The organism is Cryobacterium fucosi, from assembly GCF_004403515.1.
Classification (GTDB): Bacteria; Actinomycetota; Actinomycetes; order Actinomycetales; family Microbacteriaceae; genus Cryobacterium; species Cryobacterium fucosi.
Genome location: NZ_SOHH01000064.1, coordinates 23,848 through 47,143 on the forward strand (window position 1 = coordinate 23,848; position 23,296 = coordinate 47,143).

The following is a 23,296-nucleotide window of genomic DNA, read 5'->3' on the forward strand; positions in this document are numbered from 1 at the left end:
TGCTGCATCGGCCCGTCTTCTTTTTTCCTCGCCCGGTCGTTCTGGAGGGCGCGGGCCTTGGCGCGCCACCGGAATGCCCAGGCTGCCCGCCCATCATCGCTCTGAAAATGAACGCCTCGCATACCCAGAAGCCTGATTCCCCGCACGCGAAGGCGATCAGAAGCTGTAGATGTATCGACAGAGTCCCGTTAACTTTTGTTCACCGCGTGTTCATATAGACCAACTTCTATAGGTGATGTCGTCCGTCGGTCGGCAATCACAGTTCACGTTCCGCGGCACCAGCCGCTAAGGAAAGGACCACGAAAGTGTCCCTGCTTTCTTTCAAGACCGCGAGTATCAGCGCTAGTGTTCTTGCCGCAACCTTGCTCCTCACCGCCTGCGGCGGCCAGTCCACCGGGACCAGCACCGACCCGGAGGCCGGACTGTCCGGCTCCGTCACCATCGACGGCTCCTCGACGGTTGCACCGTTGAGCGAGGCCGCCGCCGACCTCTTCCGCGACGTCGAGCCCGGCGTCAACGTCACCGTCGCCACCTCCGGCACCGGCGGCGGCTTCAAGGCGTTCTGCGCCGGTGAAACCGACATCTCCGATGCGTCCCGCCCGATCAAGGACGAGGAAATCGCCGCCTGCAAAACGGCCGGCATCGAATACACCGAAATCGTCATCGCCAACGACGGCCTGTCCGTTGTGGTCAACCCGGAGAACGACTGGGCCAAGTGCCTGACCGTCGAGCAGCTGAAGACCATCTGGGGTCCCGACTCCGAAGGCAAGATCACGAACTGGAACCAGGTTGACCCGGCATTCCCCGACCAGGAACTGAGCCTCTTCGGTGCTGGCACCGACTCGGGCACCTTCGACTACTTCACCGCGGCCATCAACGGCGAAGAGGGTGCCATCCGCACCGACTACAGCCCGTCCGAGGACGACAACATCACCGTGCAGGGCGTCTCGGGCGACAAGGGAGCCATGGGCTTCTTCGGCCTCAGCTACGTCGAAGAGAACAAGGACGCCATCACCGCTATTGAGGTCGACGGCGGCGAAGGCTGCGTCTACCCCACCAGCGAGACCGTGCAGGACGGCACCTACCAGCCGCTCGGCCGCGCCCTCTACATCTACGTGAACAACGCCGCCTACGCCGAGAAGGAGCAGCTGCGCACCTTCATCGACTACTACGTGGAGAACGAAGCCAAGGTTGCCGAGGCCGCCCTGTTCATCGGCCTGACCGACGAGCAGAAGACCAAGGCCCAGGACGAGCTCGCCACGCTCGTCGGCTAGTCACTCCCGCACGTTCGTCACATCTGATCAGAAGATTCAAGAAGGAGAGAGTGCGTACATGAGCACACTCACCCCCGTTGGCGGCCCGGCTATCCAGCCGGGCCGCCCCGCGGTGTCCCTGATGTCCACCCGACCGCGTCACGGTGAAACTCTCGTCCGGCTCGTACTGCGCGCCGCCGCGATTCTGACCATTCTGATCACGATCGGCATCCTGGTCGCCCTCCTGGTGCCGTCAATCGAGTTCTTCCGCACGGTTTCCGTGGCCGACTTCCTCTTCGGAGACCGATGGGCGCCTCGGTTCGCGGATGCGTCGTTCGGCGTTCTCCCGCTCATCAGCGCAACCCTGTGGACCTCCGGAATCGCCCTCCTCGTTGCCATCCCGTTGGGTCTGGGCGCGGCGATCTTCCTCTCCGAATACGCCCTACCGGGCGTTCGGAAGGTACTCAAACCCATACTGGAGATCCTGGCCGGGATCCCCACGGTCGTCTTCGGCCTTTTCGCCCTTCAATTCGTGCAAGCGACTGTGCTTCGCGAGTGGTTCGCCCTCGACACCGGGGCGTTCAGCGTGCTGGCCGCGGGACTGGTGATGGGGGTGATGATCGTTCCGACGATCGCCTCGATCAGCGAAGACGCCATGTCGGCCGTTCCGCTGGGAATGCGGCAGGGATCCGCGGCCCTCGGCGCGAACCGCATGCAGACCACCGTGCGGGTGGTCTTCCCCGCCGCGCTGTCCGGCATCATCGCGGCCATCGTCCTCGGCGTCTCGCGAGCCGTCGGAGAGACCATGATCGTCGCGATCGCCGCCGGCGGCCAGGCCCGCATGGTGACCGGCCCGCTCGAACAGGGCCAGACCATGACCGGGTTCATCGCAAACGCGGCCCTCGGAGACTCCCGGGTCGGCTCCCTCGAATACGACACTCTCTTCGCCGTCGGCCTGCTCCTGTTCCTCGTCACGCTGCTGTTCAACTTCATCAGCATCCGTTTCGTCCGTCGCTTCCGGGAGATCTACTGATGACGCTATTGACAACCGGTCTCGGCGCGCATATCCGCAGCGCGAGCATCCGGGGCAAGGTCAAGGGCGGCGAGAACAGCGCCCGCTCAATCCTGTTCCTGGTCATTTTGTGGCTGAGCCTGTTCGTCTCCTTCGGCGTGCTCCTGACCCTGATCATCACCACGCTCATCGACGGAGCCGACCGGCTCGACGCGCGATTGATCACCGAATTCCCCTCATCCGCCCCCGAGCGAGCGGGCCTCCGGCCGGCGATCCTCGGCTCGATCTGGGTGATCGGCGTGACCGCGGTCCTCACCATCCCCCTCGGGGTGGCCGCGGCCATCCACCTGGAAGAATTCGCGGACCGCAAGAAGTGGATAAACCGGGTAATCGAGCTCAACGTGCAGAACCTCGCGGCCGTTCCGTCGATCGTCTACGGTCTGCTCGCCCTGGGCTTTCTCGCACTGCTGGGCGTGCAGAACAAGAACATCGTCATCGGAGGCGCCCTCGCCCTCGGACTGCTCGTGCTGCCGGTCATCATCATCTCCACCCGCGAGGCGCTGCGGTCCGTACCGGTGGAGATCCGTCAGGGATCGCTGGCACTGGGCGCGACGCCCCTGCAAACCGTGTGGCGGCAGACCCTGCCCGCATCCGTGCCGGGCATCGCGACCGGAGCCATCCTCGGCCTATCCCGAGCGCTCGGAGAGGCGGCCCCGCTGTTGGTCTTGGGCGCCCTCGTATTCGTCAGCTTCGACCCCAACGGTTTGCTCAGCGGTTACACGACGATGCCCATCCAGATCTTCAACTGGACCTCACGCCCGCAGGCCGAGTTGCACGAATTGGCTTCCGCAGCGAGCATCCTGCTGCTGGGAATCCTGATCGCCATGAACGGTCTCGCCATTTTTATTCGCAACCGCTACCAGCAGCGCTGGTAATCGCAAGACAGGAACCAGTGATGACCAGCGACTCCCGCTCCGCGAGCTATTCAACGAACGCCGAAATCAAGCCGGCTCTTCACGTCACGCCTCAGCACGGGCATCGGGGAGGGCTTCTGCCCGAACTCCCGAAGCCGATCCTGGAATGTAGCGACGTGAACGTGTACTACAGCGACTTCCGTGCCGTGACCGGGGTTGACCTGGTCTTCGGCCAGAACGAGATCACCGCGATGATCGGTCCCTCTGGTTGCGGAAAATCCACCCTGCTGCGGTCCCTGAACCGGATGAACGACCTCATTGTCGGTGCACGCGTGGAAGGCTCCGTCACTTTCCAAAGCGAAGACATCTATGCCAAGGAGGTCGATGCCATCGAGGTGCGACGCCGGATCGGTATGGTTTTCCAGAAGCCCAACCCCTTCCCGAAATCCATCTACGACAACATCGCTTACGGGCCGCGCGTGATCGGCATGAAAGCGTCGAACATGGACGACCTCGTCGAGGAAGCTCTGACCCGTGCAGCCCTGTGGGGCGAAGTCAAGGACAAGCTCAAACAGTCAGCGTTCGGACTCTCCGGCGGGCAGCAGCAGCGCCTGTGCATCGCCCGCACAATCGCCGTCAAACCCGACGTGATCCTGATGGACGAGCCCTGCTCCTCACTCGACCCGATCGCGACGAGCAAGATCGAAGACCTCATGTTTGAGCTACGCGAGGACTACACAATCGTCATCGTGACTCACAATATGCAACAGGCCGCGAGAGTCGCCGACCGAACAGCATTCTTCACAGCCCTCGCCAGTGAGGACACCGGTGACCGAACCGGCGTCCTGGTTGAATTCGACAAGACCCAGAAAATCTTTGAGTCCCCCTCGGACCAGCGCACCGAGGACTACATTTCGGGTCGGTTCGGGTGATCCTCATCAGGACGGAAAAGACCAACGACCAGGCCGCGCAGCCCCAGCGCGCTTCAACCCGGCGGGTGCCGGGCGCTGTTCGTTGGCCGATTCGCGTCCTGACGATCGGCTCCGACACGAACCCCGGCCAGGAGTCCGGCACCGATCTCCTGCGACAGGGAATTGAGCTGCATCCGTATTCGGAGGGGGTGGCAGCCCTGCTCGGCCTGAGCCAGGAGGAGCCTGCGGCGATCATCGCGCCGACCGATATGCGCGGCGTGGACATCCTCCACTTCATTGACGCCGTCAGCGCCTGGGCGAATGTACCGGTCATCGTGGGAGTGTCCGGCGACACACAGTCATACGAAGTAGCGTTTCACGCCCTCGAACACGGTGCCCGCGCCCTGCTAGCCTTGCCCTTCACCGCTCAGGGCCTGGCCGACACACTTCACCAGCTGGGTGCGTACGGGCCGCGTTTGGGAGATCCGGCACTCACCCTGACCGTTGGGCCCATCATTCTGGAACCGCAATCATTTCGTGTCAAAGTCGACGGCAAGTTCGTTTCCCTCACCCCCCGGGAATTCCAGCTCCTGAAAAACCTGATGAATGAGTCGCCGAGGGTCGTGACCGCCGAAGAACTCACTGCCGGCCACGGGATCTACGACGACGGCAGCGTCGCGGGCACCCGGGTCGCCCTGGGGCGGCTGCGCAAGAAACTGCACACAGCTTCACCAGAGGCCGCGGCGACACTCGAAACGGTTCGGGGACTCGGATATCGGGTCGCCGAAACTTCCTAACTCTCCGGAACGTCGAAGCCCAGGCTGCGCAGCAGCGACTCGACGCGTTCCTGGATCTCGTCACGGATGATCCGGACATCCTCGATCGAACGGCCGGCGGGGTCAGCGATGGGCCAATCCATGTAGCGGCGGCCCGGATAGATCGGACAGGCGTCGCCGCAACCCATCGTGATGACGATGTCCGCTGCTTGCACCACCTCATCCGTGAGCGGTTTCGGAAATTCCGCCAGGATCGGCACACCGATCTCGTCCAGCACAGTGACGACCATGTCGTCCAGGACAGGTGCCGGCTGAGACCCTGCCGTGCGCACATGGACTCGTGTTCCGGCGAACTGCCGAAGCAGGCCGGCCGCCATCTGCGAACGTCCGGCATTCTGCACGCACACGAAGAGCACCTCAGGCGTCCCGGACAGGTGAAGGCCTTGCGACGTCGCCAGTGCAGACAGCCGGTCGGTAGCGAAACGGCTCGTCAGCGAGGGCAGATGACGGGTGACCTTGGCACGGTCCTGGAGCAGCGCGTAGCTCTCGGCCACATATCGCTGGACGGTCTCCTTGGAAAAATACGAGCTGAATCGGTAGGCGAGACGACTTGAGATCTGTTGGATGACTGGAGGCAGACCGGTCTCCGCAGCCGCAGCCATCGTGGTCATCGCGGAGGGAACCCTCCCACGGGCGGGCACCAGCATCCGACCGAACCGGATCCACGCATCCGGTGACGGAATGTAGGCCGGGCCGTCCTGTGCCGGATTCGTCGTGACGAGACCGGCGTCGAGCAGAACCCGCAGATGCGCCGTGGCGTTCGGGCGATCGATGCCCAGCGTCGAGCCGATCGAGCCGACCGTGTGCACACCATCCGGGTCACTGACCAGGACGCTGAGAACGCGGAGGCGCGCCGGATCAACGAGCGCGGCGACCTGGCGTGCACGTTCGGACGCGGCGGCCGGGTCCAAAGGGGGATATGCGGGACGGGAAGTCATGTCGGCCTAGCTCAACAGGTCCGCGATCGCCGAGCGGCGATCCGGGGAAATGGCGTACCAGACATTGCGGCCGCGCTGCTCTCTGACCAGGAGACCATCGTCGATCATGATTCTCAGGTGATGCGAAACAGTGGGCTGTCGCAGGCCGAGGCGGTCTGCCAGGTCGCCCACAGTCGCCTCCCCTTCCGGGCTCCCGTGCATCATGCTGAGCAGTTGCAGACGGGTTGGATCGGCAATGGCGCGGAGAGTCTTGGCCAGGACCTCGGCGGCATCTCGATCGAGAACCGATCGGGCAGGCTCAGGGTAGTCCTGCCCGAAACGCGATGCCACCATACGGACGAGCCTAATCGACCCTCGCCGCCAGGCGTGCCATGGTCACGAACCGGTGACACCGGCATCACCACCGGCCGGCGCGTCATTGCCTGAGTACGCGAACGTTGCCTGCCCTCATGGTGTCGCCTGGGGTGCGAGGGTTTCGAGTAGCCGTTCGACCCGGGTCTTGATCTGGTCCCGAATCGCGCGGACCTGATCGAGGGACAGGCCGGACGGGTCCGTCAGCGCCCAGTCCTGGTACGTCTTGCCGGGATAGATCGGGCAGGCGTCCCCGCACCCCATCGTGATGACGACGTCCGCGGCCTGCACGACGTCGTCGGTGAGGGGCTTGGGGAAGGCCTCACTGAAGTCGAGCCCGATTTCTTCCATCGCCGCCACGACAACGGGATTCAATTCCCTGGACGGGGCGGAACCGGCCGAACGCACGTGCACGGCCCCGCCGGAGAGGGCATTGGTGAAGATGGCCGCCATCTGGGACCGGCCGGCGTTCTGTTCGCAGACGAACAGCACCTCGGGGACCGGATGCGTGATCGCGCCCTTCGCCTGCGCCAGGGCGGTCAGGCGGTCCGTGGCGAAACGGATCGTGTTGGTGGCCAGGTGCGCCTTCACCGTCGACGTGCGCAGCAGCGCCGTGTAGGACTCGAGCACGTATCGTTCGACCGTTTCGGCGCCGAAGACACCCGTGAACTTCACGGTCAGGTCTCGGGCGAGACGCCTCAGGTGCTCCTCGGGATACGTCAGGCCCGGCAGCGACCGGCGGGCGCTGGTGTCGCTCATTGTGGGCGAGCCCTAGACCGTGACGGGGAGGATCTCGGCGAGGAGGGCCTCGATGCGGGCCTTGATCTCGTCGCGGATCGGGCGCACCGAGTCGATGCCCTGGCCGGCCGGGTCGGCGAGTTCCCAGTCTTCGTAGCGTTTGCCGGGGAAGATCGGGCAGGTGTCGCCGCAGCCCATGGTGATCACGACATCCGACTCCTGGACGGCCTCGGTGGTGAGGATCTTCGGCACGTTGCCCGCGATGTCGATGCCCTCCTCGGCCATGGCCTCGATCGCGACCGGGTTGATCTGGTCCTTCGGGGCTGAGCCGGCGGAGAGCACCTCGACCCGCCCCTGGGAGAGGGCGGTCATGTAGCCGGCGGCCATCTGCGAGCGGCCCGCGTTGTGCACACAGACGAAGAGAACGGTGGGCTTTTCACTCATGAGGTAATTCCTTCTTTATTTTCAAGGGGACGCGCATCGGTGTGGTGAGAAGAGACTAGACCCGGTCGGGGACCGGCTCGGCGACGGCGACGGATGCCTGTGGCGCGGCTTCCGGGAACAGCCGGGGGCGCAGCCACAACGCCACATAGACGAGGGCTACGAGGGCGGGGACTTCGATCAGCGGGCCGACGATGCCGGCCAGGGCCTGGCCGCTGGTGGCGCCGAAGGTGCCGATGGCCACCGCGATGGCCAGCTCGAAGTTGTTGCCCGCGGCGGTGAACGCGAGGGTCGTGGTGCGCTCGTAGGACAGGCCGACCAGCTTGCCGAGCAGGAATCCGCTGAGGAACGTCAACACGAAGTACACGAGCAGGGGCAGGGCGATGCGTGCGACGTCCAGGGGCCGGTCGATGACCTGCCGGCCCTGCAGGGCGAAGAGGAGGACGATCGTGAACAGCAGGCCGTAGAGGGCGAACGGGCCTACCTTCGGCAGGAACCGGTTTTCGTACCAGTCGCGGCCGCGGGTGGCCTCGCCGACCCGGCGGGAGAGGTAGCCGGCCAGCAGCGGGATGCCGAGGAACACCAGCACGCTGGCGGTGATCGCCCAGATTGAGAACTCGGCGCTGGTGGTGGAGAGACCGAGCCAGGTGGGGAGAACCTGCAGGTAGAACCAGCCGAGGGCGCCGAACGCGACGACCTGGAAGACGGAGTTGACGGCGACGAGGAACGCGGCCGCCTCCCGGTCGCCGCACGCCAGTTCGTTCCAGATCAGCACCATGGCGATGCAGCGGGCGAGGCCGACGATGATCAGGCCGGTGCGGTACTCGGGCAGGTCGGGCAGGAAGATCCAGGCGAGGGTGAACATCAGGGCGGGACCGATGAGCCAGTTCAGCACCAGCGAGGAGATCAGCAGCCGCCGGTCGCCGGCGACGGCGCGGGCATCCGAGTAGCGCACCTTGGCCAGTACCGGGTACATCATGACCAACAGCCCGATCGCGATCGGAACGCTGACCGACCCGATCGTGAAGGCGCCGAGGGCGTCGCCGACGGCCGGCGTGAAGACCGCCATCAGCAGTCCGAGGCCCATCGCCGCGAGGATCCAGACCGGCAGGAACCGATCGGTGAAGCCCAGTCCGGCAGGCGAGGCGGTCTGTGGTGCAGGGGAAGACATGAGGCTCCGTATATTCGCGACGTGTGGATCTGCGTCGATTGAATCGACGTGCGTCGATATGAAGTCTTGCGAATACATCGATAGATGTCAATTTATGGGCATACTATTCACATGTCGTTCACCGACCCCATTCCCAATCCGACCAATCGTTGGGCCGGTGGGTGAATGCCCTCCGGGCCCGTCACGCGGTCGGGTGCGCCGCGCGGCGGCGGGGCTGTGGTAGATTCATTCTTGTAGCGCGGGGTGGAGCAGTTCGGTAGCTCGCTGGGCTCATAACCCAGAGGTCGTAGGTTCAAATCCTGCCCCCGCAACCAATAACCCCCGGAATCCTGGTGATTCCGGGGGTTTTCTCGTACACGTCCCGTCCGGAGAGGGCAGAACGGCCCCGCACCTTCCGGTGCGGGGCCGTTCCTCAACAATCAGGCGGTGAGGCCTACTTGGCTGCCTTGCGTGCGGGCTTCTTGGCGTCGCTCTGGTCTTCGGCGCCGGTCTTCATGGCCGCGTCCACGACGGCAGCGCGGCTGGCGCGCACCTCCTTGAACGAGGTCCCGTAGTACGCGGCTTCCATGATCGTCTTCATGTCGGCGAGCATCGGCATCCGCGGGTTGGCCGGTGCGCACTGATCGCCGTAGGCGCCCATCGCGAGGGAGTCGAGGCGACCGATGAAGTCTTCCTCATTGACGCCCTGGGCCTGGAAGGACGGCTTGATGCCGACCTGGTCGCGCAGCTTCTCGACGGCCTGGGCGTAGGACTCGATGCCCTCTTCAGGCGTCGAGGCCGGGAGGCCGAGGTGCTTGGCGATCTGCTGGAACCGCTCGGGAGCGATGTAGCTCTCGTACTTGGGCCAGCTGGTCAGCTTGGTCGGGATGAGTCCGTTGTAACGGATCACGTGCGGCAGGTACGTGGCGTTCACTCGACCGTGGATCAAGTGGAGCTGCGCACCCGTGACGTGGGCCATCGCGTGACAAATTCCGAGGAACGCGTTACCGAATGCCATTCCGGCGATCGAGGATGCGTTGTGCATCTTCTCACGGGCCTTGATGACGCCGGCATCCGTGCTGTTGGCCGTGCCGTTGGCGCTGATCGCGATGTTCTCGAAGATGAGCTTGATCGCGTGCAGGCAGAGGCCGTCGGTGAAGTCGTTCGCGTAGACGGAGACGTAGGCCTCGGTCGCGTGCGTCAGGGCATCGAAGCCGGAGTCTGCAACGAGGAACGACGGCATCGCAGCGGTCAGCGACGGGTCGATGATCGCGACGGTCGGCAGGAGGGCGTAGTCGGCGAGCGGGTACTTGACTCCGCTGACCTCGTCCGTGATCACGGCAAAGGGCGTCATCTCGGAGCCGGTTCCCGAGGTGGTCGGGATGCAGACGAGCTTGGCGAGTTCACCGAGGTCGGGGAATTTGAACGCGCGCTTGCGCACGTCGAAGAACTTTTCCTTCATGTCGGAGAATTCGATTTCGGGGTGTTCGTAGAGGAGCCACATCACCTTGGCAGCGTCCATCGGCGAGCCACCGCCGAGGGCGATGATCGTGTCCGGCTTGAAGGCCCGCATCTCTTCCGCGCCCTTGGTGACGGCGGCAACGGTCGGCTCCGGGAGCACGTTGTCGATGATCTGCAGCGACACGCGGTTCTCGCGGCGGTTCAGCACGTCGAGGATCTTGTCGACGAAGCCGAGCTTCGTCATGGTCGCGTCGGTGACGATGGTGACGCGCTCCACGCCCCGCATGTCCGTCAGGTAACGGATGGCGTTCGGCTCGAAGTACGTCTTGGCGGGGACCTTGAACCACTGCAAGTTGTTGTTCCTTCGACCGATCCGCTTGACGTTGATGAGGTTGATCGCCGACACGTTGTTCGACACGGAGTTGTGGCCGTACGAGCCACAGCCGAGGGTGAGCGAGGGGATGAAGGCGTTGTAGATGTCACCGATGCCACCGAGCGAGCTGGGTGCGTTGGTGATGATGCGAACGGCCTTGACGCGCTTGCCGAACTCCTCGATGATCGCGGGGTTCTCGCTGTGGATCGAGCCGGAGTGGCCGAGACCGTCGAATTCCACCATCTGCTCGGAGAGCGAGATGCCTTCTTCGGTGTCCTTGGCGTGCAGCACGGCGAGCACGGGGGCCAGCTTTTCGCGGGTCATCGGCTCGTGCGGTCCGACGCTTGCGACCTCGACCAGGATGATCGACGTGTCTTCCGGAACGGTGAATCCGGCCTGCTGGGCGATCCAGACCGGCGACTTGCCGACGACGGAGGCGTTCAGCTTGGCGCCGCCGCAGTTCTCCGAATTGGCCTGCACGCCGAAGATGAACTCTTCGAGCATGGTCTTCTCGGCCGGGGTGACCCGGTAGGCGTGCAGCAGCTTGAACTCGGCCATGGCCTCGTTGTAGAGCGGCTCTTCGATGATGACGGCCTGCTCCGACGCGCAGATCATGCCGTAGTCGAAGGCCTTGGAGAGCACCACGTCGTTGACCGCGCGCTTGAGCTTGGCGCTCTTCTCGATGAAGGCCGGCACGTTTCCGGCACCGACACCCAGGGCGGGCTTGCCGCAGGAGTATGCCGCGCGGACCATGGCGTTTCCACCGGTCGCGAGGATCGTGGCCACGCCGGGGTGGTTCATCAGCAGAGTGCTGGCCTCGAGCGAAGGAACTTCGATCCACTGGATACAGTTCTTCGGGGCGCCGGCGGCGATTGCCGCGTCGCGCACGATGCGAGCGGCGGCAGCGGAGGACTGCTGTGCTGCGGGGTGGAAACCGAAGACGATCGGGTTGCGGGTCTTAAGGGCGATCAGGGATTTAAAGATTGCGGTCGAGGTGCAGTTCGTCACCGGGGTGATTCCGCAGATAACACCGACCGGCTCGGCGATTTCGGTAATGCCGGTAATTTCGTCGTGGCTGATTACGCCGACTGTTTTAAGGTTTTGCATGGAGTTCGTAACGTGCTCGCAGGCGAAGAGGTTCTTCACGGCCTTGTCTTCGAAGACGCCTCGGCCGGTTTCCTCCACAGCGTGAACAGCCAGTTCGGCGTGTTTGCTGAGGGCCGCTACCGACGCCTTCTTGACGATGTGGTCGATCTGTTCCTGGGTGAAATCGGCATATTCGAGCAGTGCCTTGCTCGCGCCTTTGACCAGGGTGTCAATTGTCGTTGCAAGTGACTCGGTGACCGGTTTGTCGATTATTGTCATGGTGCCCCTCTTCGGCAGCCCAACTTGGGCTTTTCGCCTCTTGACGCAATTCTACGACCCCGTGAAGAGGGGTGCACGTCGGCGAGGGGGACCTCGGCCAGCGATCAGAGATACATTGATGCATTTATCCTGATCTTTACGCTGTTTTCCGGCCTGGATTATTTTCAAACTATTTTCTCCGCCGGGGAATACGGGAGGTTCCTTACGCGGGCGCCCGGAGGTCGACTCAGCGGCGGCCGAGGTGCTGCACGGCGGCGACGGCGTCGTGCACGGCGGCGGCGGCCCGGCCGGCCTCGGCGGCGGTCGTGCCGGAGGCCAGCGTGAACCGCACGGCCGTGAGTGCCTCCTCGGCCGGGAGCCCCATCGCGGTGAGAACGTGAGAGGGCTCGTCGCTGCCTGCCGCACAGGCCGAGCCGCTCGAACAGACGATCCCGCGCTGCTCCAGTTCCAGGAGCACGGCCTCACCGCTGGTGCCGGGGAAGACAAAGGATGCGCTGCCGGGCAGGCGCGAGGACGGATGCCCGGTGAGCCGGGCAGTGGACGTGCCGGCGAGGACCGTGGCGATGAAGGTGTCGCGCAGACCGGCCACACGCTCCGAGGCGACCTCGCGTTCTTCCTCCGCCAGACGAAGCGCGATCGCGAGGGCGACGGCGCCCGCCACGTTCTCCGTCCCGCTCCGGCGGCCGCGTTCCTGGCCGCCGCCGTGGACCAGCGGTTCGATCGGCAGTCGGCGGCGCAGGTAGGCTGCCCCGATGCCCTGGGGAGCGCCGAGCTTGTGTCCGGAGAGGGTGAGGGCGTCGACGCCCAGCTCGGCGGTGTCGAGGGAGAGCCAGCCGGCGGCCTGCACGGCATCCGTGTGGAACGGCACCCCCGCGGCCCGGGTGACGGCGGTGAGCTCGCGGAGCGGCTGGACCGAGCCGACCTCGCTGTTCGCGTACTGCACGGACACCAGGGTGGTCTCAGGTCGGAGCAGGCGGCGGAGCTGTTCGGGGTCGACCAGGCCGGAGGCATCCGGGTCGAGCATGGTGATCTCGAAGCCGTGCAGGCGTCGCAGGTAGTCACAGGATTCCAGCACCGCCTCGTGCTCGATCGGGGTGGTGATGACATGGCGGCCGCGGGGCGACCCGAGGGCGATGCCCTTCACCGCGAGATTGTCGCCCTCGGTGCCGCCGCTCGTGAAGACCACCTCGGGGGGGCGGCAGCCGAGCACCCCCGCGACGCTCGAACGTGCCCCCAACAGGGTGGCGGCCGCGGCCTCTCCCACCCGGTGGTGGCTGGACGGGTTGCCGAAGCCACCGGTGAGCTGCGGCCAGAGCGCGTCGAGCACCTCCCGGCGCACGGGGGTGGTGGCGGCGTTGTCGAGGTAGACCATCAGCGGGTCAGCCCTCGAGCACCGCGATGTCGAGGCCGAGGTCGAGCGAACGCACGCTGTGCGTGAGGGCGCCCACCGAGATGATGTCGACCCCCGATTCGGCGATGGCGCGCACGGTGGCCAGCGAGACCCCCCCGCTGGCCTCGACCAGGGCGCGGCCGGCGGTCAGCCGAACGCCCTCGGCGAGGTGCTCCGGCGTGAAGTTGTCGAGCATGATGGTGTCGACGCCGGCGGCCAGCACCGGTTCGATCTGGTCGATCCGGTCCACCTCCACCTCGAGGTGGGTGGTGTGCGAGATCCGGTCGCGCACCTGACGGAGCGCCTCGGTGAGGCCGAGGCCTCCGGCGGTGAGCACGGCCAGGTGGTTGTCCTTGGCCATCACCGCGTCGGACAGGCTGAAGCGGTGATTGTGACCGCCGCCGCTCCGCACGGCGTGGCGCTCGAGCGCGCGCAGGCCGGGGGTGGTCTTCCTGGTGTCCACGATCCGGGCGCGCGTGCCGGCCGTCTCGACGACGTAGAGCGCGGTGAGGGTGGCGATGCCGCTCATTCGCTGCACGAAGTTCAGTCCGATCCGCTCGGCCTGCAGGATGCCGCGTGCGGGGCCGGACGCCTCAGCGAGTACCTCTCCCGGTGCGAAGGCGGCACCGTCCGCCACGAACAGGCGCACGTCGATGCGCTGGTCGGTCAGCCGGAACGCCGAGGCGAACACCGCGCCCCCGCTGAAGACCCCGGCCTCCCTCGCCACCAGCTGGGCGGTCGCCTCGGCATCGGCGGGGATGAGCACCTCGCTGGTCACGTCGCCCCAGGGAGCGTCTTCGTCGAGGGCGGCGCGCACAACGGTGTCGATGGCATTCATGGTCAGCATGCGATGGCCTCCTCGGCCTCGGTGTTCGATTCGTTCGGTTCCCGGCTGAAGGCGACCGTGTGGGCGAGCTCCGGCCGGCTGGCCGGGAAGTCGGAACGGTAGTGGGCGCCGCGGGACTCCTCTCGGCCGAGCGCGGCCGCGACGGTGATCCGGGCGAGGTCGAACAGGTTCGCATCTTCGTATGCTTGGATCTGCATATCCAGGTGGGCGGCGGCATCCGGTCCGGTGGCCGGGCGGCTCCAGCAGGCCAGGGTCGCGGCCGCGACGGCGAGGCCTTCGCCGCTGCGGAGCACGCCCGCGTACTGCCACATGACGCGCTGGATTCCCTCGCGATCGGCGAACGGCCCGGCGTTGCCCGGGGTCGATCGGCCGGGGACGAAAGGGGCCGCCGAGCGCGGGAGGTCCGCCGCGGCCCGGTCCAAGGCGGCGCCGGCGTCCACGCCGTCGACGCGGGAGGCACCCAGTGCGCGCACGGCCCGGTCGGCGAACACGGCCGCCTCGAGGAGGGAATTCGAGGCCAGCCGGTTGGCGCCGTGCGCCCCGGTGCGTGCCGCCTCGCCGACGGCGTACAGGCCGGGCAGGCTCGCCCGACCCCAGATGTCGGTGATCACGCCGCCCATCCAGTAGTGAGCGGCCGGGGCGACCGGGATCGGGTCGGTGGCCCAGTCCAGGCCGGCCTGGCGGCAGGCTGCGGTGATGGTCGGGAAGCGGCGTTCGAGCAGGTCGCGGCCGAGTCCGGTGGCGTCCAGCAGCACGGGGGTCCCGTCCTGTCCGGCCATCTCGTGGGCGATGCTTCGGGCGACGACGTCGCGGGGCGCGAGTTCGGCGCCCGGGTGCACGTCGAGCATGAAGCGAGTGCCGAGCGCGTTGCGGAGCACGGCGCCCTCGCCGCGCACGGCCTCCGACACGAGCGGGGTGCCGGGAACCGCGAGGGCGGTCGGGTGGAACTGGTAGAACTCCAGGTCGGCCACGGCCGCCCCGGCCCGCCAGGCCGCTGCGACGCCGTCGCCGGTGGCCAGGGCGGGATTCGTGGTGTGCGGGTAGAGGGAGCCCGCGCCGCCGGTGGCGAGGATGACCGAGTCCGCGGCCCGGCTGCGCAGTTGGCCGTCGGGGCCGAGCAGGACCGCGCCGGTCACCCGGCCGCCGTGCACGGCGAGGTCGACGAGCATGGTGTGCTCGCGGATGAGCAGGCGGGGGCCGGCGTCGGCGGTCCCCCGTGGGAGTGTGCGGGCGCGTTCCGCGCGCTCCCGCACGGTGGCGACCAGGGCGGACTCAATGGCGGCCCCGGTCGCGTCGCCGCCGGCGTGCAGCACGCGCGATCTCGAGTGCGCGGCCTCGAGCCCGCGGGTGACCCCGGATTCGTCCCGGTCGAAGTCGACGCCGAAGCGGATGAGATCGCGCACCCGGGCGGGACCCTCGGTGCAGAGCACCTCGACGGCGGCGGGGTCGCAGAGCCCGGCCCCGGCGCGCAGGGTGTCGACCATGTGGGATTCGACCGAGTCGTCGGGGAACATCGCCGCGGCGATGCCGCCCTGGGCGTACCGGGTGTTGCTGTCCGGCAGGCCCGCCTTGGTCACCAGGGTGACGGTGTGGCCGGCGTCGGTCGCCCGGATGGCGGCGATGAGCCCGGCCAGGCCGCTTCCGACGACGAGGACGTTGGCCATGCTCAGGCGTCCTGGCGGGCCGGTACGGGCGGCCGGGCCGCGAGCATCCGTTCGAGGGCGGTGCGGGCGGGCGCCGCGACGTCGTCCGCCACGACGATCCGATTGAGGACCACGGGCGGCCGGTCGACGGTGCCGACCAGACCCTCGAGCACCCAGGCCAGGTAGCCGGCGTGGATGCGGTACATCGTCGAACACGGGCAGATCACCGGGTCGAGGCAGAAGATCGTGTGTTCCGGGTGCTGGGCGGCGAGGCGCTGCACCAGGTTGATCTCCGTGCCGATGGCGAACGTCGAGCCTGCGGGAGCCGCCTCGATGGCCTTCTTGATGTAGTCGGTGGAGCCGTACTCGTCCGCGGCGTCGACGACGGCCATGGGGCACTCGGGGTGCACGATCACTCGCGCACCGGGGTGCTCCCGGCGGGCGGTGTCGATTTGGTCGACGGTGAAGCGCTTGTGCACGCTGCAGAAACCGTGCCAGAGCACGACCTGCGCGGCGTGCAGTTCGGACGCCGTGCTGCCGCCGAGCGGCTTGCGCGGGTTCCACATCGGCATCCGGTCGAGGGGAACGCCCATCGCCTTCGCCGTGTTGCGGCCGAGGTGCTGGTCGGGGAAGAAGAGCACCCGCTGGCCGCGCTCGAACGCCCACTCGAGCACGGTCTCGGCATTCGACGAGGTGCAGACGATGCCGCCGTGCGCGCCGCAGAAGGCCTTGAGCGCAGCCGAGGAGTTCATGTAGGTGACCGGGATCAGAGGCACCCGGCCATCGGCATCCGGGGCCGTGCCGTACAGCTCCTCGAGCTCTTCCCAGCAGTCGGTGACGGAGTCGATGTCGGCCATGTCGGCCATCGAGCAGCCGGCGGCCAGATTGGGCAGGATCACGGCTTGGGCCGGGGTGGAGAGCAGGTCTGCCGTCTCCGCCATGAAGTGCACTCCGCAGAAGACGATGGCCTCCGCGTCGGGCCGGCTCTTCGTGGCCTGGGCCAGCTGGAACGAGTCTCCGACGAAATCGGCGTGCCGGAGCACTTCGTCCCGCTGGTAGAAGTGGCCCAGGATGACAACCCGGTCGCCGAGGGTTTCCCTGGCGGCGCGGATGCGCCCGGACAGTTCCTCCGGCGACGCGACCCGGTAGGACTCGGGCAGTGCCCCCTGCCGTGGCGACCCGGTCGGGATCACGTCGCCCATAGAGGAGCCGGGCCCGTAACCCGGCGCTCCGGCGTCGAATTCCCATGGACCGGCGGCGAGCTCGGGGCTGCAGGTGCTGCCCGCGGCGGCTCCGGTGCTGATCAGCTGGATGGCCTGGTCAACGGATGCGATGGTCATACGGTCACTCCTCGATGGTCAGAAAGGCGAAAGCTGCAGGTCGAAGGTCCGGACATCCGGGTCAGCCGATCGATGGACCCAGCGGGCCCAGGGCGACGGCTCGTACGGAGTCGTTGTAGCGGTAGAGCCGGGGTGGCCGGTGCCGGGCTCCGGCCACGCGTTCCCCGGTGTCGACGACCGTGCCGGACGACTCGACCGTTCGGCGGAAGTTGGCAGGGTCGAGCGCCTTCTGCAGCACGGCCTCGTGCACATCGCGGAGCTGGGCAAGGGTGAAGGTCTCACCGAGGAAGGCATGGGCGATCCGGGAGTATTCGACCTTCGTGCGGAGCCGCCACAGGGCGTACTCGACGATTCGGTTGTGGTCGAAGGCGAGGTCGGGGAGCCGGTCGGCCGGGAACCACTGCACGTTGTCGCCGACCACTGCGTGTGCCGCCTCGTCGGATTGGACCAGCGCCCAGTAGACCACCGAGACCACGCGACCGCCGGGGGAGCGGCCGGGGTCGCCGAAGGTGTACAGCTGCTCGAGGTATTTGGGGGTCAGGCCGGTCGTCTCCCGCAGGGTGCGTGCGGCCGCCATCGCGAGTTCCTCGCCGGCCGGAAGTCCCCCACCGGGGAGCGCCCACTGGCCGAGGAATGGCTCCCGGGTGCGGCGCACGAGCGGCAGCCACAGGGTCTTGAAGTCCGACTCCGCATCGGAGCGAAGCGCGAAGATGACCGTCGAGACGGCGAGTGTCGCCTGTGCTGGTGCGGTCATCTGCGGTATCCACTAAGTAAAGGTCAGTGTGACTCTAACTGGTGGCACCATCATATAGTCAGAACGACCCGAACTCACAACCGCGGCATCGCCGCTGGGCGTCAATCGGAGACGGCCGCGGGCTCCAACTGGACGGCGCGCCGAGCTCCCTTGCCGGTCAGACCCCAGATCGTGACCCTCGCCATGGCCTCGATCACGATTCCGCCGCTCATTTTCGAGGAGCCCCGGGTACGTTCCACGAACGTGATGGGCACTTCGACCACCCGGAGTCCTGCGCGCACGGCGTGCAGCAGCATGTCGATCTGGAAGCAGTAGCCCAGGCTCTCGACGCTGGAGAGTCTCATCCGTTCCAGCGCGTGGGCGGTGTAGACCCGGTACCCGCCGGTCACGTCGCGCTCCGGCAGCCGCAGGAGGAGCCTGGAGTAGAGGGAACCGCCGCGGGAGAGGAACCGCCGATGCCACGGCCAATTCTTCACCTCGCCGCCGGGGATCCAGCGGGACCCCATCACGACGTCGGCCGAATCGGCGGCTGTGAGCAGGACGGGAAGCTGCTCGGGGAGGTGCGACCCGTCGGCGTCGAGCTGCACGAGCCGGTCGTACCCCCTGGCCAGCGCCCAGGTGAACGCTTCCAGGTAGGCGGCGCCGAGGCCGTCCTTGCTCGTGCGGTGCAGCACGTGAACCTGGGCATCCTGGCCGGCGAGCCCGTCGGCCAGGGCGCCCGTCCCGTCCGGCGACGAATCGTCGACGACCAGCACGTCGGCATCCGGCACGCTGGCGCGCACCCGGGCGACGATCGGCCCGAGGTTGTCGCGCTCGTTGTAGGTCGGGATGATGACGAGAGTCTGTGCCATGAAGCTACCTTGTCAGTTCGATGATGATTGTGCGGTTGACGGTCGTCGACCCGGTGACCGTGAATCCGAGCTGCTGCAGCGTGCGGACGTCACTCCCGGACGTGAACTCCTTGCTTCCCTTGTATTGGAGCATCCACACCGTGTCCGTGCCGGTGAGGCGATCGCCGACCGCGGCCAGCGGTGCGGTTTCGTCCCACAGGGAGCCGGTCGTGTCGTAGGAACGGGTGAGGGTCACGTCGCGCATCCCCTGGAAAGCCGCGGGGTAGAGGTGCAACGCGAGGCGGGGCTTCCGAGACGGCCGAACGCTCTCATCGAAGACGACGGCGTCACCGGGCCGTGCACCGGCCTGCACGATTTCAGCGGCCTGGCGCCAGTCGCTGCCGAAGTTTTTCCCGTAGTCGCCGCGCTGGGCCTGGTAGATCGGCAGCATGAGCGACACGATCAACACCAGGACCGAGGCCCGCGCCCACCGGGGCTTCAGCCAGGCGACGCCGATTCCCACCGCGATGGCGGCGGCCGGGGCGCAGATCGACAGGTAGCGCAGCGAGTACATCGGGGTGACGAAGTGAGTGCCGAACAGGAGCACGGCGCTCGGCACGAGCATCCAGGCCAGGGCGATGGCCAGGGCGCGCTTCGTCGCCGGCGTGGCGGCCAGCCGGCCGCGGAGCAGATAGGCGGTCACGATGGCCGCGCCGACGAGAGTCCAGGCGACGACCGCCAGCGGAGCGTTGCCGAACCACTGCTGCACGGCGGCGTCCAGCAGGGCGATCTGCGGGCGGCGACCGATGAATGCGATCTGCTCCCGCTGCTGCACACTCGCGAGCATGACCGGAAGGGCAAGGAGAAGGCCGGCGGTGCTGGCGAACGCCCAGGCGCGGAAGGTCGCGTTGCGCCGGGCGTCCCTCGGGGTCAGCAGGAACACCGTGAGCGCGAGCACCGGGATGAGCAGCGCGACGTAGAGGAACATGTAGATCCCCGCGGCGAGGAGAGAGGCGTAGCCGGCCCACATCCCGGTGCGGGCGAGACGCCCGGTCGCCGGGCTGCGCACGATGTGCATGAGCAGCACCATCAGCCAGACCGCGATGGCCGTGGCCATGGCGGTCGAGCGCGCCTCGGCTCCCATGTAGGTGACGCGGGGGAGCACGACGAAGACGAGGGCGGAAACCGTCGCCACCGTCGTGTCGGCAAGCCGGCGCGCGAGAAGGAAAATTCCGGCGGTGGCCAGGCCGATGGCGATGGCGCTGGGCAGCCTGGTCGAGAACTCCGTCGCGCCGAAGGCCTGGATCCAGAAGTGCAGAATCAGGTAGTAGGCGCCGTGGACGGCGTCCACGTTGCCCAGCATTCGGAACAGCGACGGCAGGGATCGCTCCGCCGACATGACGCTTGCCGCCTCGTCACCCCAGTACGACGGCTGCCACGAACCGAAGGCCGAGACGAGGACGCCGAGCAGGCCCAGCAGCGCGGCCGGCAGAAGTGGACCGCGCGCGGGCAACGGCCGGGGCTCCGGGTGAGCCTCGGTGAGCGGGAGCACGGAGAGGGAAGACACACCAACACGGTATGGCACCCGGGTTAACGTTTGCCCCGAGGGCCGGGCAGCAGTCTGCGAAGGCTCTCAGGTTGCCAGGTCGGCAGGCCGTCAGGGTTCGGGGGTGCGGCGGGGCAGCCCGACTTTCACGGCCAGCCCGCTGCCGGTATTGCGGAGCGAGATCGTTCCACGGGCGCGGTCGACGATGGCGTGCACGATGGCCAGTCCGAGACCCGAACCGGTGCCGCCGCCCGCCCGTGAATGCTCCGGCCGGGAGAAACGATCGAAGGCCACCGGGATGAAACCGTCCGGCATCCCGGGCCCCGAGTCCAGCACGGTCAGCACAGCCTCGTTCCCGGCCCGGTGCAGGGTCACCATCACCGCGCCCTTTCCGTGCATGGCGCTGACCGAATTGGAGACGAGGTTGTCCACGAGCTGGCCGACGTTGGTCGGTGAGATGGCGTACCGGCCGTCGGGATCGTCCCCGTCGACCAGGTAGTCGACATCGAGGTCCGCGCCGTTGCGAACCAACCGGGCGCGGTCCACCGACGCGGAGATCTCGGCGACGAGGCCGCCCCAATTCGTCTCGGGCGGAGGCTGCTGTCCTTCCAGCTTGGACAGCTCCAGCAGGTTGGTGGCAAGCCGGGCCAACCGGTCGACGGTGACGGATGCATCGGCGATGTCCCGCTCGAGGGCCGGAGCGTCGCCGGAGTTGAGCCGGGCGAGCTCGAGTTGCGACTTCAGCACGGCGAGGGGCGTGCGAAGCTCGTGGCTGGCATCCGACACCACCTGTTTCTCGCGGTCGACGCCGCGCCGCAGGCGCCCGATGAAGTCGTTCAGGGTGATCGCGAGGCGACTGACCTCGTCGTTGCCTGCGGGAATGAGCAGGTGGGCGGACGCCCCGGCGGTGCTCAGGCTCTCGGCCTCGGCACGGAGCCGATTAACCGGCCGCAGCGCGGCGCCGGTCAGCAGCCAGGAGGCCAGGCCGAAGCCGACGGTGAGCACGATCGTGCCGATCGTCAGCACCCGAGTCAGCTCGTCGAGGAGCAGGGACAATGCCTCCTCATTGCGGGCCGTGATGATCACCCAGTTCCCGGTGTCGGTGACGACGGTCGTCGACGCCACCAGGTAGCGGGTGTTACCGGTGTCGATGGCCTGCGGATGCTCGCCGATCGTCGCCAGGTCGTCAAGCCGGTTGTTCAGGCTCCTCGGGAGGGAAGACCTGCGCAACTCCCCGCCAGGGTCGACCACGGCGATGAGCTGGCCTTCGGTGGGCGCGTCGATCGACTCGGTCGGGTTGCGAACCAGATCGGCGACGATGGGGGCTGCGTCGTTGCTCAGCAGTGTTTCGGTCGTGTCGATCAGGATCGACTGCACCTCGAGCCGGAAGAAGAACGCCGCTGAACTGAACAGCACCGCGGCGATGAGCACGCTGCCGATGCTGATTCGGCCCCTGATCGACAGGCCGGGGAGCTTCACCTTGGGGCTCCCGTCATGGGGTCAACTCGACCGAGTAGCCGGCGCCGCGCACGGTGACGATGCGGATTCCCGCCGCGTCGGAGTCGATCTTGCGCCGGAGGTAGCTGATGTACTGGTCGACGATGTTCGGATCGATGTGCTCCGTGCCGTTCCAGATCTCTTCGAGGATCGTCGACCGGTCGACCGTCTCTCCTGCGTGGCTGCAGAGCAGGCGAAGCAGGGCGACCTCCTTCGGGCTCAGCGAGAGCGTGCGGCCGGCCACGGTCACCTTGAGGTCGCGGGAATCGATGGCCAGGCGGCCGAGCTCGAGGCTGGTCGGGGTTCCCATCGAATGCCGCCGGAGCATGGCGCGAACCCGTGCGGTGAGTTCGGCGAAGGCGAATGGTTTGGTGAGGTAGTCGTCGGCGCCGCTGTCCAGGCCGAACACCCGGTCCTCCACGGTGTCCCGGGCCGTGATCAGGAGCACGGGCATCGTGTTTCCGGAGTCCCGGATGCGCCGGCAGATCTCGAAGCCGCTCATCTGCGGCAGCATCACGTCGATCGCGGCGAGGGCGAAATCGTCGTTGGCGATCGCGATCAACGCATCCATTCCGTTGGTGGCCCGAACGATGTCATAGCCCTCGGCGTGCAGGCCGCGCTCGATGAGCTCGCCCATCTGGTCATCGTCTTCCACGACCAAGATCTTCATCGGGTGCCCTTCGGTTGCCGGAACCGCCTCACCTCATGCTGGCACGTCGACGACGCCGTGCGGGGCGGTGCGGTGAGTGGGTGGGATTCCGGTGCCGGAATCGCAGCCGTTTGCCAGACTATTCGCCGTTCACGCACGGTCATCTGCCCCGCCTGTCGGCCGCGGGCGGAGGCTAGGCTGGCGCCATGATCGATTCCGTCGCTGCCGACGATCCCACCGCCGACGATCCCACCGCCGACATCGGCATTGCCGTCGCCCAGTTCAGGCCGGGCGCCGACCGGGCGGGCAACATCGCCGCCATGCGCGTTCTCACGGCGTCCGCAGCCGGACGCGGCGCCCGCCTGGTCGTCTTCCCCGAATATTCGTCCTTCTTCGAGCCCGTGCTGGGCCGTTCGTTCGTGGCGGCGGCCGAACCGCTGGACGGCGCCTTCGTGACCGCCCTTGCCCAGCTCGCGGGCGAGTTCGGGATCTATGTCGTTGCCGGCATGCTGGAATCGACGGGTGATCCGGGTCGATTCTCCAACACGCTCGTCGCGGTCGATCCGTCGGGAATGCTGGTCGCGACGTATCGCAAGCTGCACCTCTATGACGCGTTCGGCGACCGGGAGTCGGACTGGGTGCTGCCGGGCACGGTTCAGGCCCCGGAGACGTTCCGGGTCGACGGGCTGACGGTCGGGATGCAGACCTGCTACGACATCCGTTTCCCCGAGGTGACCCGCCGTCTCGTCGACGCCGGAGCCGATCTCGTGCTGGTGCCGTCCGAATGGGTGCGAGGCCCGCTCAAGGAGCAGCACTGGCGAACCCTGGTCACTGCGCGTGCCCTGGAGAACACCGTCTACGTCGCGGCCGCCGATCACGCCCCGCCCGTCGGCGTCGGCAACAGCATGGTGGTCGACCCGATGGGGGTCGAGCTGGTCACCATCGGTGAGACCACGGATGTCGCGGTCGCCTGGGTCTCGCGGGCGCGGCTTGAGTCCGTGCGGGCCGTGAACCCGGCGCTGGCGCTGCGGCGGTTCACGGTGCAGCCCCGCTGACA

21 protein-coding genes and 1 tRNA gene are annotated in these 23,296 nt (G+C 67.1%); 7 read left to right on the top strand and 15 right to left on the bottom strand.

Annotation, left to right across the window (positions count from 1 at the left end; genetic code table 11):
• The first annotated feature begins 305 nt into the window (after nucleotides 1-305).
• The 5 genes from E3T48_RS08195 to E3T48_RS08215 all read left to right on the top strand — a co-directional run bounded on the left by E3T48_RS08195 (nucleotide 306) and on the right by E3T48_RS08215 (nucleotide 4,887).
• Nucleotides 306-1,274, top strand: coding sequence for a PstS family phosphate ABC transporter substrate-binding protein (locus E3T48_RS08195; RefSeq protein ID WP_198417643.1), 969 nt, complete (start codon nucleotides 306-308; stop codon nucleotides 1,272-1,274).
• 58 nt (nucleotides 1,275-1,332) lie between these two features.
• Nucleotides 1,333-2,286, top strand: coding sequence for a phosphate ABC transporter permease subunit PstC (gene pstC / locus E3T48_RS08200; RefSeq protein ID WP_134523580.1), 954 nt, complete (start codon nucleotides 1,333-1,335; stop codon nucleotides 2,284-2,286).
• Nucleotides 2,286-3,200: a phosphate ABC transporter permease PstA gene (gene pstA, locus E3T48_RS08205; protein WP_134523581.1), complete on the top strand. Its 915-nt coding sequence runs from the start codon at nucleotides 2,286-2,288 to the stop codon at nucleotides 3,198-3,200. The genes pstC and pstA overlap by 1 nt, the downstream gene beginning before the upstream one ends.
• Before the next feature lie 137 nt (nucleotides 3,201-3,337).
• Nucleotides 3,338-4,111, top strand: coding sequence for a phosphate ABC transporter ATP-binding protein PstB (pstB, locus tag E3T48_RS08210; RefSeq protein ID WP_478213391.1), 774 nt, complete (start codon nucleotides 3,338-3,340; stop codon nucleotides 4,109-4,111).
• Between the two features lie 188 nt (nucleotides 4,112-4,299).
• Nucleotides 4,300-4,887 carry a winged helix-turn-helix transcriptional regulator gene (locus E3T48_RS08215; RefSeq protein WP_134523583.1) on the top strand — a complete coding sequence of 196 codons (588 nt, stop codon included), beginning with the start codon at nucleotides 4,300-4,302 and terminating at the stop codon, nucleotides 4,885-4,887.
• Here E3T48_RS08215 and E3T48_RS08220 read toward each other — a convergent pair.
• The 5 genes from E3T48_RS08220 to arsB form a co-directional block, all read right to left on the bottom strand.
• Nucleotides 4,884-5,837 carry an arsenate reductase/protein-tyrosine-phosphatase family protein gene (locus tag E3T48_RS08220; RefSeq protein ID WP_241986729.1) on the bottom strand — a complete coding sequence of 318 codons (954 nt, stop codon included), beginning with the start codon at nucleotides 5,835-5,837 and terminating at the stop codon, nucleotides 4,884-4,886. The genes E3T48_RS08215 and E3T48_RS08220 overlap by 4 nt on opposite strands.
• A gap of 33 nt (nucleotides 5,838-5,870) precedes the next feature.
• Nucleotides 5,871-6,197, bottom strand: coding sequence for an ArsR/SmtB family transcription factor (locus tag E3T48_RS08225; RefSeq protein WP_134523585.1), 327 nt, complete (start codon nucleotides 6,195-6,197; stop codon nucleotides 5,871-5,873).
• 114 nt (nucleotides 6,198-6,311) lie between these two features.
• Entirely contained in the window at nucleotides 6,312-6,974 is a 663-nt protein-coding gene (locus E3T48_RS08230) for an arsenate reductase ArsC (protein WP_134523586.1), read from the bottom strand.
• 12 nt (nucleotides 6,975-6,986) lie between these two features.
• On the bottom strand, nucleotides 6,987-7,397 hold the full coding sequence (locus tag E3T48_RS08235; protein WP_134523587.1) for an arsenate reductase ArsC: 411 nt from the start codon (nucleotides 7,395-7,397) through the stop codon (nucleotides 6,987-6,989).
• A 55-nt stretch (nucleotides 7,398-7,452) separates the two neighbouring features.
• Nucleotides 7,453-8,565 carry an ACR3 family arsenite efflux transporter gene (gene arsB, locus E3T48_RS08240; protein ID WP_134523588.1) on the bottom strand — a complete coding sequence of 371 codons (1,113 nt, stop codon included), beginning with the start codon at nucleotides 8,563-8,565 and terminating at the stop codon, nucleotides 7,453-7,455.
• 237 nt (nucleotides 8,566-8,802) lie between these two features.
• Here arsB and E3T48_RS08245 point away from each other — a divergent pair.
• A tRNA-Met gene (locus E3T48_RS08245) sits at nucleotides 8,803-8,879 on the top strand.
• Nucleotides 8,880-8,998: 119 nt separating this feature from the next.
• On the opposite strand, the gene adhE is transcribed toward E3T48_RS08245, so the two are convergent.
• The 10 genes from adhE to E3T48_RS08295 all read right to left on the bottom strand — a co-directional run bounded on the left by adhE (nucleotide 8,999) and on the right by E3T48_RS08295 (nucleotide 22,260).
• Nucleotides 8,999-11,743 carry a bifunctional acetaldehyde-CoA/alcohol dehydrogenase gene (gene adhE, locus E3T48_RS08250; RefSeq protein WP_134523589.1) on the bottom strand — a complete coding sequence of 915 codons (2,745 nt, stop codon included), beginning with the start codon at nucleotides 11,741-11,743 and terminating at the stop codon, nucleotides 8,999-9,001.
• A gap of 226 nt (nucleotides 11,744-11,969) precedes the next feature.
• Entirely contained in the window at nucleotides 11,970-13,115 is a 1,146-nt protein-coding gene (locus E3T48_RS08255) for a cysteine desulfurase family protein (protein ID WP_134523590.1), read from the bottom strand.
• A 7-nt stretch (nucleotides 13,116-13,122) separates the two neighbouring features.
• On the bottom strand, nucleotides 13,123-13,980 hold the full coding sequence (gene nadC / locus E3T48_RS08260) for a carboxylating nicotinate-nucleotide diphosphorylase (protein ID WP_134523591.1): 858 nt from the start codon (nucleotides 13,978-13,980) through the stop codon (nucleotides 13,123-13,125).
• Complete coding sequence (gene nadB, locus E3T48_RS08265) at nucleotides 13,974-15,644, bottom strand: L-aspartate oxidase (protein ID WP_134523592.1); 1,671 nt, start codon at nucleotides 15,642-15,644, stop codon at nucleotides 13,974-13,976. The genes nadC and nadB overlap by 7 nt, the downstream gene beginning before the upstream one ends.
• A 2-nt stretch (nucleotides 15,645-15,646) precedes the next feature.
• Nucleotides 15,647-16,963 (bottom strand): quinolinate synthase NadA, encoded by a 1,317-nt coding sequence (gene nadA / locus E3T48_RS08270; RefSeq protein ID WP_134523593.1) that lies wholly within the window; start codon nucleotides 16,961-16,963, stop codon nucleotides 15,647-15,649.
• Between the two features lie 61 nt (nucleotides 16,964-17,024).
• Nucleotides 17,025-17,717: an NUDIX hydrolase gene (locus tag E3T48_RS08275; protein WP_134523594.1), complete on the bottom strand. Its 693-nt coding sequence runs from the start codon at nucleotides 17,715-17,717 to the stop codon at nucleotides 17,025-17,027.
• A gap of 101 nt (nucleotides 17,718-17,818) precedes the next feature.
• Nucleotides 17,819-18,568 carry a polyprenol monophosphomannose synthase gene (locus E3T48_RS08280; protein WP_134523595.1) on the bottom strand — a complete coding sequence of 250 codons (750 nt, stop codon included), beginning with the start codon at nucleotides 18,566-18,568 and terminating at the stop codon, nucleotides 17,819-17,821.
• A gap of 4 nt (nucleotides 18,569-18,572) precedes the next feature.
• Nucleotides 18,573-20,114, bottom strand: coding sequence for a glycosyltransferase family 39 protein (locus E3T48_RS08285; RefSeq protein WP_134523596.1), 1,542 nt, complete (start codon nucleotides 20,112-20,114; stop codon nucleotides 18,573-18,575).
• Between the two features lie 90 nt (nucleotides 20,115-20,204).
• The gene (locus E3T48_RS08290) at nucleotides 20,205-21,572 is read right to left on the bottom strand and encodes a sensor histidine kinase (RefSeq protein WP_134523597.1); all 1,368 of its coding nucleotides are present in this window, start codon (nucleotides 21,570-21,572) and stop codon (nucleotides 20,205-20,207) included.
• 13 nt (nucleotides 21,573-21,585) lie between these two features.
• The gene (locus E3T48_RS08295) at nucleotides 21,586-22,260 is read right to left on the bottom strand and encodes a response regulator transcription factor (RefSeq protein ID WP_134523598.1); all 675 of its coding nucleotides are present in this window, start codon (nucleotides 22,258-22,260) and stop codon (nucleotides 21,586-21,588) included.
• Nucleotides 22,261-22,445: 185 nt separating this feature from the next.
• Here E3T48_RS08295 and E3T48_RS08300 point away from each other — a divergent pair, with 185 nt between their 5' ends.
• Nucleotides 22,446-23,294: a carbon-nitrogen hydrolase family protein gene (locus E3T48_RS08300; RefSeq protein ID WP_134523599.1), complete on the top strand. Its 849-nt coding sequence runs from the start codon at nucleotides 22,446-22,448 to the stop codon at nucleotides 23,292-23,294.
• Nucleotides 23,295-23,296 lie beyond the last annotated feature (2 nt).